Below are 14,183 nucleotides of genomic sequence, written 5' to 3'. Positions count from 1 at the left end.
AATGTTTCAAATAGATATAAGTGTTTAAGTTGAAAACTGATTTAAACGAAGGGAACGAAACAAGCTCCTTATCTGGAGCTGCAACTGCTTGTAATAGGATATCAAAAGCGGTTGAAAAATCAGTGAGCACTGATTCTCGCATAGGCAGACACGAAAAAGGACCCGCGGAACGGAATCCAGATAAAAGCCCCACCATAATGATGTAATATTTTGTTACCTTTTATAGACAGTAGAAGACGTAAAAACGTTTTCTGATATAAATGTATATCGAATTGGCGAATAATGTAACCTCACAACCGATTTTTTTATGTAATATTTTCATACTCCGCAAAACATGTCTTGAGTGCTTTTTGATTAAAAAAGGCAATAAAAATAAATAGACGTACCTTTCCGTGTACCCAAACGGAGTATAAAATCGAATAAAATTGGGGAATTAATTACCTACTGCTGAATAAATCCAAGCACCAAAATATTGGTTTTGCCTGCGAATTATTTTCCATTGATTGATGACTTCCTGACGGTCGGTAGAGTAAAAGACGTATACGTAGTAGTATTTTTTCTCTGCCTGGAAAAGAATGGAAGGTACCAGTCCCTTTGCCCTCAGATTGCTGAGTTGTTTTTTAGCATTATCCGGGTGTTGGTAAACACCGAGAATCAAATAGTGTCCAAGCGCATGTTCCTCTGCAATGGTTTCTTCTGGCGCTTCGACTGCAGGCGCAGCCTCTGCGACAACTGGAGTTTGTTCAGGAGCTTTTTTAGTATTTTGCTCTTCTGTTTTTACAGCATTAACATTTGGTGGTGCTATATCTTGTGTCTGTACTTTCGAAGCGGGCGTGTTATCTGCTATCGATGCCGAGTCTTCCTTCTGATCAGCAGGAGGTATAGCTGTTTTCTTTTCAGCTTTCGCGACAGCTTTCAAAGAGTCTTGCTCTTGCTTCATTGCAAAGATTTCATCTTCACGATTACGGTGGCTAAGACGGGCACCCAGGTATACCTCATGTGTGCCATCCGCTACGCTTGATATATCTCCAGTAGCGCGTTCATATGCATAGCCTATACGCAGAAGACCTTTTAAATTAAGACCTATAAATCCCGTAACTCCATACCCATCCCGGTAGGAGCTACCAATCCAGATTACATCTTTAATAGACACGTGAAGAAGCCCTTCCCACTGATCTTGTGCGCGATCCAGCGAACGATATATAATGTAGGGTGATACCTTTACACTACCCAGTTTAAAAGTATAGGAAGCAGAACCAAAACGGTTATCGAATTTGCTCATCTTTACATCGTTAAACTGACTCACACTATTGGGTTGTGAATCGAAAAGCTTAGGAAGAGCGAAACCGATGTTAAAATTTTTGAACTGATAGTTTACACCAAACTGTCCATTGACGAAAGTGTTGTTCTGGGTGATGCCTGCGAGCGCAGGGTCATTGGTATCTTCGAGGGCAGCAAAATCAAAAGAGTTAAATCCAACACCACCTGAAATTCCAAAGTTAAGATTGTGATGTTGCGTGAACCGAATGCGGTAGGCAAATGTGGCCAATACCGATGTCGTTGTAAGCAATACTGTTTTATCAGAATAAGCCGTAAGTCCCAATGAAACGTTTCTTCCTACCGGTGTCTGAAGATTAAGTGCACCCACCGTTGGCGTGTTGTCAATGCCAAGCCACTGCCTACGGTAAAATACATTTGCTTCTGCATATCCCTGGTGTGCTGCATAGGAAGGATTAAACTGAAATGGGTTTGCAAAGAACTGACTGAACACAGGTGGGTTCTGTGCAAAGGCTGCTTGATTTAGAATAAGAAAAATCAACAGGAAGAGAGCGGTAGTAGGTAGAGGTCTTTTCATGAATAATTGGTCAACGAATTAGTCGGATCGCTCCTGAGTATTTTTTATTACTGCTGCATTGAATAACATAGTAGTAGTCTCCTTCTTCCAAAGGTCTTCCATTCAGCACGGCATCCCAGTTATTCTCGTATACATTAGCTTCAAAAACTTTCTTCCCAAGGCGGTTGAAAATTTTAATCGGACAGCTATCAATCATGGTAATGTTTTTAACAACCCAGGTGTCGTTGGTGAGATCGCCATTGGGTGAGAATAGCTTTGCTGCACCGATTGGATTAACAGGGTCCTCCAATACAGTGATGGTAATCTCATCAGAGGCTGTAGCACCAGCATTATCAGTAACCGTTAACTTCAAAAGATATACACCTTCGATAAGATCAGATATAGATATAATTGGATTATTGTCAAGATTGACATTAGCCGGAGGTCCACTTAGCTGTTGCCAGGTAAGATCGGCAATGGTACCATCCGGGTCATCACCGGTTCCCGTAAGGGCAATAAAATTATCGGGAAGATATAGCGTTGTATCATTTCCTGCGAAAGCAGTAGGCGGAAGATTTTCAGCTCTCACCTCAATGACAATTTCAGAAAAAGCCTCAGCACTTTCATTGTCTACTGCTGTAAGACGAAACGTATAGGAGCCCAGATCAAGTCCGGCAACATTTAACGTTGTGCTGTTAGCACCAGACAACGATGTTGTAGAAGGACCTGCTTCTTGTGTCCATACAAGCGAAGCTATAGCACCATCCAGATCAAAAGCAGATCCATTTATAGTCGCAGTACTCGCCGGTTTAAATACAATGAATGAGTTACCGGTGGTAACTACCGGAGGACTATTTGTTCCAGGAGGAGCGATAACAACTGTAACTTCATCGGAAGCAGTAGACCCTCCGTTGTCGGTTACATCGATGCGGAATACATAAGTGCCTTCCGGTGGATTTGATATTGTTAGTACAGGCGTTGTGACTCCTGCCGGAGGAGAAATTGCAGGGCCGCTTACCTTTGTCCAGTTATAAAAGCTGATCGATCCATCGGGATCAGAAGCAGTAGCGGTAATAGGGAACGAGGCAATCGGTGCTCGAAAGAAAAGATCGTTGCCCGCACTTACGATTGGATTCTTGTTGATCGATCCCGGTAACACAGAGACATTCACTTCATCAACATTGGTAAGATTTCCATTATCCGTTACTGTCAAGGTAAACTGATATGAACCTACAGCGAGTCCTGACAATGAAAGCTTGGATGTAGCTTGACCACTCAATGTGGCAACGCCTCCTGATTTCTTTTCCCATAAATAACTTTGAATCGTTCCATCGATATCGTCTCCACTTCCTTGCAGATCCGCTGTGGTCTGTGGGAGATAAATTACCTGGTCAAATCCTGCATTTGCGATCGGAGGTAGGTTGGTTCCTTCTGCTACAACGGTGATGTCCACGAAGTCAGAGCCGCTGGCGCCATCGTCATCTTCCACGGTAAGTTGGTAGCGATATACGCCTTCGGTGAGGTTATTTACAATAAGTGTAGGCGAGTTAATATTTTCTAACACGGAACTTGCCCCTAATACCTGCGTCCAGGCATACGAAACGATAGAACCATCAGGATCAAAACCTGAGCCCGTGATGGTAGCCGTGGAGTTCGGTAATACCAATGATTGATTGCTTCCTGCATTGGCAATAGGCGACTGATTAATGGTACCCGGGAAAACAGTAATGTTCACTTCATCAAAAGCTGAAGCACCGTCATCATCTGTAGCAGTTAATCTGAAAGTATATTGTCCGGCTACAAGATTTGTCAACGAAGCGGTAGGAGAGTTCGTATTGGATTCCGTTACCGAAGGACCTTGAATCTTGATCCACTCATACGTTGTGATAGAACCGTCATTGTCGCTGGCCGTTCCGGATAAGTTGAGGGAGTTTGTGGGAAGAAATAAAGTCTTATCCGAACCTGCATTTACAAGTGGTGGTTGATTCGATCCTTCTGGAAGAACAATCACGTTGACTTCATCAAATGCAGTGGAGCCGGCATTGTCAGCAACGGTAACTCGAAAAGTATAGGTACCTTCCTGTAGATCTTCCATTAACAGACTTGCTGTTGTTTCTCCGCTCAGCGTAGCGGCAGGGCCGACCTGCTTGGCCCATATATAGGATGCAATGCTTCCATCCGGATCGCTGGCAAAAGCAGTAAGTGTTAATGAATTGGTAGGCAATGTAACCGTGATATTATTACCTGCCGTTACGGATGGAGTTTGGTTTACGGTTGCCGGAAGTACAATCACCTGGGCGTTGTCAGTAGCCGTTGCGCCATCATCATCCGTTACCGTTAGTCTGAATATATATACACCTTCCACCAAATCCGTTAAGGACAAAACAGGAGAGGTAGTGTTAATCATGAACGCAGAAGGACCGCTTATTTTTACCCATGAATACGAAGCAATCGTTCCATCCGGATCGGTACCAGAACCAATCAGGTTTGTACTGTTTACAGGAAGCGACAGTGTTATATTCGGACCTGCATCAGCTATAGGAGATTGATTGCTTGACGAAGGATTTACAGTAACCGTTACTTCATCTATACCGGTCGCGCCATCATCGTCTGTAACGGTTAACCGGAATACATAGGTGCCTGCCGTTAATGCAGATATAGTAAGGATAGAAGTTGTCTCGTTGGCCATAGTAACGACTCCTCCCGATACTTTTACCCATTGATAACCTGTGATAGTTCCATCGGAATCTGTTCCTGATCCGGTAAGTATAGCGGTATTGGTGGGCAGAAATAAAACCACATTGTTGCCTGCATTGGCTACCGGGTTTACATTGGAGGCAGCCTGCACAATTACTTTAGCATCATCAAAGGATTGGCCGCCATCATTGTCGGTTACAGTAACGCGGAATACATAGGTACCAATGATAAGTCCGGATATATCAACGGTTGCGGTAGACGCCCCCGATAGAGTCGCTACAGAAGGACCTGATTGTTGTGACCATGCATGTGTAGCGATCGTACCATCCGGATCGGATGCTGTGGCTGTAAGTGACGTCAGGTTTGTTGGGAGTATGAGAGTCTTATCGATACCTGCATTTACGATAGGATTTTGATTGACAGATGTTACCGTCACCCTTACTTCATCGCTGGCGGTAGCGGATTTGTTGTCCGTCACGGTTAGTCTGAATATATATACTCCTTCCAGTAAACTGGAAGCGGAAAGCGTGGCGGTAGAGGTGCCGCTAAGCGTTGCTGTAGGGCCGCTCACTTTTTCCCAGAGGTATGCTGTAATGCTACCATCATTATCGGAAGCAGTACCTGTAAGCGTTGTAGAATTTACGGGTAATGTAAGTGTAACATCATTTCCTGCACTTACAATAGGCGGTTGATTGACAGTGAGAGGCAAGACAACCACAGCGACAACATCTGTTCCGGTAGCCCCCTCGTTGTCTGTAACACGAAGTCTGAAACTATAAGAACCCTCTACCAGGTTTGTAAGATCTAATGTCGTTTGATTGGTTGCTCCCAATGTAGCAGCAGGGCCGCTTAACTTCTCCCAGAAATAGGTTGCTATTGATCCGTCAGAATCAGTTCCAGAACCCGTAAGTGTTGTGCTGTTAACAGGAAGTGTGAGTGTTTTATCGGTGCCCGCATTTGCAACGGGCGCTACATTGGCTGCCTGAACAATAACAACCACTTCATCGCTGGCGCTGGCACTGTTGTTATCGGTCGCCGTAAGGCGGAAAGTATAGGTGCCCTGCAGCATGTTGGTAACGGTAAGTGTTGTAGTGGTCTGGTTGGTAAGTATAGCAGCAGGTCCACTAACTTTTGTCCATAGATAGCTTGTAATTGTACCATCGTCCGAAGCTGAACCAGGGAGTGTTACCGTATTGGTTGGAAGCTTGATGGTTTTATCGGTACCGGCATTTACAACGGGAGCGGTATTGGCCGCATTTACAACTACACTAACTTCATCGAAGGCAGTGGCACTTGCGTTATCAGTAACCGTTAATCGAAATACATAAGAGCCAACAACAAGATTACTCAATGAAAGTGTAGCCGTATTTATACCGGTTGTTGTAGCAGCAGGTCCGCTTACCTTTGTCCATGTGTAGGTTGCTATAGATCCATCCGGATCACTTGCTGTTGCCACCAGGTTAACAGCATTGGTTGGTAAGGTAAGATTCTTGTCCGTTCCTGCATTTACAACAGGAGGCTTGTTAACAGCTGCGGGCTGCACTACAACCGAAACATCATCAGTATCTGTAGCGCCATCATCATCGGTAGCCGTCAATCTGAAAACGTATGTCCCGGCTGTTGTCATACCGTTCACTGTCAATGTCGCTGTGCCTGCGTTTACAAGCGTTGCTGTGGTGCCACTCACTTGTGTCCAGGCATACGTTGTAACAGTACCATCGTTATCACTTGCTGATCCATTTATAGTAGTGGTGCTTACGGGAAGTGTTATTGTTTTGTCGCCACCGGCATTGGCAACAGGGGGCTGATTTACGGCTGCTGCCTGAACCGTAATAGTAACTTCAGCATATCCTGTTTCGCCTGCATTGTCTGTAGCGGTGAGCCGGAATACATATGTACCCTGCACTAAATCAGTAAGCAAAAGAACCGGTAAAGTTGCATTCGTCATGGTCGCAGCAGGACCACTGGTTTTGGTCCACTGATATGAAGCTATAGAGCCATCTGCATCGGACGCGGCACCAATGATCGTGGTTGTATTGATCGGTAAGATTAAGGTTTGATTCAACCCTACATTTACCACTGGTTTTTGGTTGCCTGATAATTCAAATGCACCGGCATCCCAGTTCGCTCCGGTAGGACGAAGAAGTTTATCAAAGTCAAACGTTACTCCCCACAGTGCCACGTTACGACCCGCATTGATAGCAGGCGAGCCGGATTGAATTCTATAGTCATCAAGGGTAGGATTAACGAACTTTGCATTTGCCAATACCGGTATAACTACGTTGTTACCTTGTGTCCAATCCGTATAGGTCTTTAGCTGATTCCAGTTGGTAGTGGAGGCCACTATAAGGTTATTGAAGAGCACGTTTCCAAGAGCGGTATTTATATTCTCCTTGATAGCAGCAGTAGTAGCGTTTACAATGGTGTTATTGATAACATATACTCCTCCGAGGTATCCGATAGGAACAATATCAGAGGCGAGGGGAGTAGGGCGTGTATTGATGTTGATGGCTTCAGCTCCAGGGTTCACAATAACATTGTTGAATACATAGTTCAAACCAATTCCCTGAATAACAAGACAAGGACCGAATCCACCCTTTATAAAATTATTATATAGTTTACCGGTGGTGCCTATACCCATCTGTATACCACCGTTCTGAGACGGGTTGTTCGCAGATCCGTAATTATATACTTTGTTATTATAGATTTCAACATCCGCCACCGCGGCTCCTACCTGAATGGATTCCCATCCTGAGTTCATCACCAAGTTATCGTGGATTCTTACACCGCGTACTTCGTGTGGATATTGTGTGCTGCCGCAATAGATAGTTGTTCCGGTATAAAAGCTATTACCGATATAAAAGCCCTCGCCCCCTATATCATGAATATAGTTATGGTGAAGGTGAATGTTCCGCATGGTAAAGTTAGGGCGCTCTGGAGCTTTGTCAGCACAGTTACTGCTTGGATCGGTCTTCGCCATGATCCCTGCAAAACCGGTTTTAGTGATCTCTATGTGATCAATCTCTATATCCGAACTCAGGGACGTTGCTACGATACCCTGGGTACCACTTTTTGTTTCAATGATCTTGATACCATACTCAACACCTGCATCGCCTGTTCCGGTTATGCGGAAATATCTGGAACTGTTTATGAGTATACCATTGCCAGCATTGGGGCCACCAATAAGCGCCTGACCACCACAGTTTTTTATAGTAACATAATTGGTAGCCGAGCCTACTATATTTTGAAAAATGATACGCTCGCGCGCACCAGCCTGAATACAAATTACATCACCCGGTTTTACACCTTGGGCTGTACCATTAAAGGTTGTACTTCCCGAACCAGCAGGTATCGTAAATGTACATCCGCATTGAGCGTTGGCACGGAAATTTAATGTTGTTATAAAGAGAAAGAGGAAGAGCGCTTTAGTAAAAAAAAACGACTCTGAAGGAACAGGTATTCTCTTCATACAGGAAGGGGTTTTTAAGGATAGTAACTAATTGATAATATACTAGTTAATCAACAATAACGTCAGATTATTCAATTATACCGCAATTTGTTCCACAAGTTGCGGTTTTAGTCTTTTGATTACTTTAGCGGGTACACCAGCAGCAACACAATATGGGGGAACATCTTTTGTTACCACTGCACCGGCAGCAATAACAGACCCTTCTCCAATGGTTACTCCTTTCAAAATAGTGGCGCGTGAAGCAACCCACACATGATCTTCTATTACTATATTTCCCTTCTTGCCTTCTGCTGTGTGATCCTGAAGATCATGAAAATCACTGTCCAATATTAAAGTATAGGGCGCGATTCTTACAAATTTACCAATCACCACGTTTCCTGAAACGGCTATATGTGTACCGTTTATACGACTCCCTTCACCAATCCGAAGCGTTCCTGTTCCCTTCACAAGAAGTTTAGTGCGCTCGAATACAGACCAGATTGCTACTCTGTCCTCAATGATGATGGTACCATTTGCGTTGATCAGCGGCTTTCCAAGTACGGTTACATATTTGCCAACCTTCACACAATTCCGTAAGTATATCTTAGCCGAAAGAAGTCGTAAAAATATAGACGCCATCCTGCCAATGGTCAATATTAAAACGCCAAAGCCCGAAGACCGTGGATTCTCTTTTTTGATTTCTTGATACTTTTTTTTGATCTCGTTCATCATAACCTCAATGGTTCAAATGCCAGGAAATCCCCTGAATATAGCTTTTTAGATTGGGAAAGTCCATACGCAACAGAAACTTCACAATGTCTTTCGGCACGGAAAGTATAAAAAAGAACAGCATCGATGAAAGCTGAGTGACACCCTTTGTGTTCCTTTTTAAATATAGGATTCTGTTCCTGGTTAGGTAATACGTTTTGAGTGGATTGTTTTTACCGACAGATATAGATTCTTTGTGATATACTTTAGACGTTCCGACATAGAATACTTTATAGCCAGCACGTTTTACCTGTTCTGTCCAGTCGTGTTCTTCATAGTATAGGAAATATACTTCCGGAAGAAGTCCTACTTTCTGCAATACATCTTTTGAAGTGAGCAGGCAGGCACCATGTCCTAGTTCAGTTTCTTGTATAGTATTATATTGATTTGTATCGGTCTCCAGGTATCCGAGCTTTTTGCCTCTTCCGGTATAAGGATTGATTTTTATTGCACCCGCATATTGAATAAGCTCTTGACGGTTGTAATATACTATTCTTGGCGAAGCTACACCGGCCTGTGGTTGTTGCTGTAATGTTTCAACGAGCGGTTCCAGAAAGCCAGGCGTTACTTCAACATCATTGTTTACCAGTAATAGATATTCACCCTTGGCTTCTTTTAAACCAACGTTGTTGCCGCCAGCAAAGCCGAGATTCTTACCGGTTACAATCAAGTTGATTTCAGGAAACTCTTCTTTGAGTGATTGTACGGATGTATCACGCGAACCATTATCCACCACAATAACTTCTATAGCCGGATAGGTAATGTTACGAAGCGATACAAGCAGATCGCGTGTTACTGAAGTTTGATTGAAATTTATAGTGACAACAGAAACAAGAGGGTAGGAAGTCGCCTTCATAAAAATTACTCAGAAGTTGCTCCGTGTGGAGTATGAATGAATTTCTTATTGGCATTTTTTAACTTGAACAGCAATAAGAACATACGAACAAATATACCCGGAAGATCAAGAAGTGCCTTCAGCATTTTCTTTGAATAGAATTCACCGGGTATAGATATCAATACAGCGATTGTATTTACCGTGAACAATACTACCCACGGTGTTGCACCCCATGCCAGATAATTATGTGCCAACACGGCTAAAGCTGTGAGCACCGTAAGCAGTCCCAGGTTAATGAGTCGTGGTAATTGTATGTTTCTGAGAATGGCACTATTAAAGAATGTAAAGTTGCCTTTGAAGAATGCAAGCATGCCCGACTTAAAATACTTGCGCAAATAAAAATACTGACTGGAAATCCAGCGCTTGCGCTGATTTTGAAAAGCACTTGCCTGTGATATCTTTTCATCATAGACAACGGCATCTTTGTAGTAATATACTTTAATGCCTTCCTGTAGCAACTGGAGTTCGAGTTCGCGATCGAAACCTCCGATGGATGTCATCTTGCTTAACTTCTCTTTCAATAAAGCGAAATCAAATACAACTCCAGAACCACTGATGGATGAAGATAGTCCGGCAGCAGTGTGGCCCTGACGGTATACGTGATTGTTGATGGCTTCGCTTACACCATCGAGGAAAGCAAGATTTGTATTTTGATTCTTTGGCTTTCTTTGACCCTGAACAGCTTTGAATCCATATCCTGCGAGCAATGCATTTTGCCGTTGCAGGAAGTCAGGTTCCATAATATTATCGGCATCGAGTATAACTGCATAGTCATATTTATCGGTAGGCAATTGACCAAGCGCCATGTTTAATGACTTCACTTTGGTGCTACTCTCGAATTGCACTTCTATAACTTTAATAGGAAGCGTCTGTAAGAAAGCAATAGTAGATGGCTGAAGAGAATCTGCAATGATCACTACGTCATAGTGGTCATGTGCATAATTCTGATTCAATGCTTTTTGTGCTACATCTACAATGACAGCATCTTCTTTATAGGAGGGAATTAATACACAAAATTTCAGATTCCGTTGTGGGGGTAGTAGCGGCAATGCTTTGTAGAACACTCCGGCAAATGCGAAGAAAGCAGTATATACTACTACATAAACAAAGTACAATAGAATAATGAGTTCAAGGATGAACATGTATCAACGCGCTGTTATAATGAGGGATAAAGATTAACTAAACTTGTTCTTTCTGTAGCAATGCAGGAATGGTGCTGAACAATATTTTCATATCCAGCCAGAAAGAGTTCTTCATGGCATACTCCATATCAAGAGCTATACGTTCCTCAGGAGACATTTCCTGTTTGCCACGTTTGGTTACTTGCCACAGACCAGTTATACCGGCTGGAGCAAGAAAGCGCCATGCGATTTGGTCTTTTGTCAGCTTCTCAGCTTCATAGAGTGGTAACGGTCTATTGCCTACCAAAGACATATCGCCTTTCAGCACGTTGAACAGCTGAGGTATTTCGTCAAGACTGGTGTTGCGTATAAAATGTCCAACACGCGTTACCCGTGGATCATTCTTTAATTTGAAGAATACGTTATCAGTAGCGTTATCAGCATTCTCAGCATACTGGTTAAGGTGTTGAAGTTTCTGAAGATCCTTATCGGCTCCGGAGCGCATAGATCTGAATTTATAGAAATCAAAGATCTTATAGCCGGCACCTGCACGTTTCGAAATATAGAATATAGATCCTTTTGACTCCAACTTGATCATCACTGCGATTACCAGCAGGAGAGGAGAGAGGCAAAGAAGAGCTGTTAATGAAACGACAATATCAAAAGCTCTCTTCAACGTCCATAGTTTTATAGTTGGCACTTCTTCATGTGCGCGAACCATAGCGTATGGCTTATTACCACGTTGTATTTTATATAGTTTAAGCTTCTTGATAAACTCGACACGTTTGAAGAATGCGGTAGTGATAGCACCATAGTGATACTCATCTACGCCAGATCGCAATGCGAGGTCTTTAGCAGCCTGATCAAATTTAGGAGTATAAAATATATAGGGTATAGCTTTTTGTGAGGCAAGTACTTTCAATTGATCTACTTCAGAGGTTACACTCGCAGGATTGATCAGAATAGCATCAAACCCGGCTGTGTCCGATTTGAGATCTGCTATAGTCTTGCTTAATGTAGCATTGATAAAATGTACTTTTTCCTGAGCATAGTCATTTTCCACTGATGAATCAGTGAAGCCAATCCTGACAATGTTCTGTGTAAATGATGGTGTATGGGTTTGGACTTCAAACACAACAGACATAGGGGACTCATTTACATTTAAATTCACGGCAACATCCATGGTTAATTAACTGTTACATTTTGTCTCTGAAATAATAACGCACGATCCACTTCAGCCAAAAAAGACTGAGGCTCAAAAGGCTTCACTAAATAAGTAAAGGCCCCTAAATCAAGACACTGCTTGCGCTTGCTTGCATCTTCATATCCCGAAAGGATAATGACCGGTATATTTTTGAATAAACCACTCGTACTTAAATTTTCCAATAGTTCAATGCCATCCAATGAAGGCATCTTCAAATCAGAAATGATGAGGTCTGGCAAGTTTCCATCGGAGAGCCATGACCATGCTTCCATACCATTGTTCATGATAACTACTTCATGTTTCTTTTGAAGTATTTTTTCTAAAAGCCAGCATAAAGGAACATCGTCCTCAATAACCAATACCCGTTTCATGGTATATAAATTTTTAAACCAATAAAAAAAGATGTGCTGCTCTAAAGATCTGATTGTAGTAGGCGGGACCTTTAAAGACAACTATTAGACATACCAAAGCTAAATAAAATAATTGATACAGATGTAACCTTTATTCGTAAAATAAATTAAAAGATTGTATCAATACCCTATAAATAAGGGTAATACGTTAAAAAATGCGTTAATATTCAAAGTCGATGATTAATTGGGGGAAGTAATATGTGATGTAACGTTTACACTTGTTTTGTAAGCATTTCAATCGTTTTTCTACGGTTAATTTTATGGGTATCAGTATAAATGAATTTTGTAATGGTAAATATTTCCTTTGGACTTTCGTAAGCAGAAAACGATTGTTTAAATTCTTCAAAGATTTTTGATTTATTTTTCTCATCCAACGGTCCGTCATCTTCTAAAACGAGCACTATTTTTTCTCCTAATTTATAATCGGGGATTGAACCTATAAAAAATGGCCTTAAAATTCCACATCTATATAGCACATTGCTCACTTTTGATTCAAGATGCTCAGGGATAATCTTAACGCCACCACTGTTGATAACGTTATCCCAACGTCCAAGCCATATAAAATGCATAGCATCGTGCAGGTCGACCAAATCATTTGTAGTGATCTTTTCTTCAAGGTGAGGTGTTTCAATGGTAAGGCATCCTCTGGCGTCTACCCCTAGCGTTACTCCAGGAAGCGCTTTAAATGCAGGGGAAGCTATAGCACCATTCAATGCCTGCAATGCTATATGCGATATGGTTTCCGTCATTCCATAAGTGGCATAAAACTGACACGTATAGGCTTGAAGTGTCTCTCTTGTTTCCGTATTCAAAGGCGCTCCACCAATAATGGCGCAACGGATTGTATTCAGCACACCGGCTTGTTCAGAAGACAAGATGGTATAAAGCTGATAGGGCACAAGGGCCGTGAAATCAATTGACACATCGGATGGCCTATACGCAAGCGGGTTCGCGGAAGGATCGGTCACTACCATACGCATACCTGTAGTGAAACAACGCACCAGCATCATTCGACCTGCTATATATTGGGTATTCAGACATACCAGCGCTGTGTCTCCGGCCTTTAATGAAAGTGCCTGCTCGGTCATCCGCGCACTTGCTATCATTTGATCGCGTGTAACAATTAACTTCTTGGGAGTTCCCGTAGAACCACTTGTTTGAATTTCGAAAACGTCTTTGTCTCCAAGCCAGTTTTTAATGAAGTCGAATGTACTCTGCTCGAAGTCATTTTCAGCGGAAGCTCTCGCGGCTATAATATCCTGTATGTATACATTCCGGCCATTAATCCAGAGGGATGGAAACGGATAGCTCATGGCTTTCTATTTCTTCTTCGTATAGCAAGCTCTTTATAACCATACGTGGCATCGGTCTCGCGTTCGAATACAACGTCATTCAATTCGGCAACGGCTATTTCAACGGTAGTATATATGAAGTTGTCATCGAGTAGATGGCCGCCTATAGTTTGGCCAGTGCTGTCTGAAACCGCCAGGTGGAGGTGTGCAGCATCTTGGGTGAATGTTCCTGTTAAGGATACAATTTCAAAATGTCCTTTATGCAATGTGCCATTCTCCTGGTTGGCAAAGCGAAGACTATATTGTTCGAGACTGCCAACACATGTGACGATGATACCCGCCTTTATATGATGTTGTTTCGCCCAGGCCATGATGGATTTCTTCAGATCTTCATGCGGCTTGAGCCGGAACACATATATAGTTGAGGAAGATTCCATTTTATCCTGTGCCTTTACGTTGACGCAGAGAACAAGCTGCAGCAACACTACGAACAACATTATTCTGCACGCCATAA

Annotated in this window: 9 protein-coding genes; all 9 read right to left on the bottom strand. The window is 42.6% G+C overall.

The window, feature by feature from the left end:
• Positions 1 to 433: 433 nt before the first annotated feature.
• Positions 434 to 1,855, bottom strand: coding sequence for a PorP/SprF family type IX secretion system membrane protein (locus B5Y40_RS20600; RefSeq protein ID WP_079688730.1), 1,422 nt, complete (start codon positions 1,853 to 1,855; stop codon positions 434 to 436).
• A 10-nt stretch (positions 1,856 to 1,865) separates the two neighbouring features.
• Positions 1,866 to 8,000 (bottom strand): T9SS type B sorting domain-containing protein, encoded by a 6,135-nt coding sequence (locus tag B5Y40_RS20595; protein WP_079688729.1) that lies wholly within the window; start codon positions 7,998 to 8,000, stop codon positions 1,866 to 1,868.
• Positions 8,001 to 8,075: 75 nt separating this feature from the next.
• Positions 8,076 to 8,711, bottom strand: a complete 636-nt coding sequence (locus B5Y40_RS20590) for an acyltransferase (protein ID WP_079688728.1) — start codon at positions 8,709 to 8,711, stop codon at positions 8,076 to 8,078.
• Between the two features lie 4 nt (positions 8,712 to 8,715).
• Positions 8,716 to 9,603 carry a glycosyltransferase family 2 protein gene (locus B5Y40_RS20585; protein ID WP_079688727.1) on the bottom strand — a complete coding sequence of 296 codons (888 nt, stop codon included), beginning with the start codon at positions 9,601 to 9,603 and terminating at the stop codon, positions 8,716 to 8,718.
• Between the two features lie 5 nt (positions 9,604 to 9,608).
• A complete protein-coding gene (locus B5Y40_RS20580) occupies positions 9,609 to 10,784 on the bottom strand; it encodes a glycosyltransferase family 2 protein (protein ID WP_079688726.1) in 1,176 nt (391 codons plus the stop codon).
• Between the two features lie 37 nt (positions 10,785 to 10,821).
• A complete protein-coding gene (locus B5Y40_RS20575; protein WP_079689285.1) occupies positions 10,822 to 11,907 on the bottom strand; it encodes a sugar transferase in 1,086 nt (361 codons plus the stop codon).
• Between the two features lie 41 nt (positions 11,908 to 11,948).
• Positions 11,949 to 12,338, bottom strand: coding sequence for a response regulator (locus B5Y40_RS20570; RefSeq protein WP_079688725.1), 390 nt, complete (start codon positions 12,336 to 12,338; stop codon positions 11,949 to 11,951).
• A gap of 251 nt (positions 12,339 to 12,589) precedes the next feature.
• Positions 12,590 to 13,690 (bottom strand): AMP-binding protein, encoded by a 1,101-nt coding sequence (locus B5Y40_RS20565; protein WP_079688724.1) that lies wholly within the window; start codon positions 13,688 to 13,690, stop codon positions 12,590 to 12,592.
• A complete protein-coding gene (locus B5Y40_RS20560) occupies positions 13,687 to 14,181 on the bottom strand; it encodes a PPC domain-containing DNA-binding protein (RefSeq protein WP_245840685.1) in 495 nt (164 codons plus the stop codon). The genes B5Y40_RS20565 and B5Y40_RS20560 overlap by 4 nt, the downstream gene beginning before the upstream one ends.
• Positions 14,182 to 14,183 lie beyond the last annotated feature (2 nt).

Source organism: Ohtaekwangia koreensis (assembly GCF_900167975.1).
Taxonomy (GTDB): domain Bacteria; phylum Bacteroidota; class Bacteroidia; order Cytophagales; family Cyclobacteriaceae; genus Ohtaekwangia; species Ohtaekwangia koreensis.
This window is presented reverse-complemented; position numbering and strand designations above follow the sequence as displayed.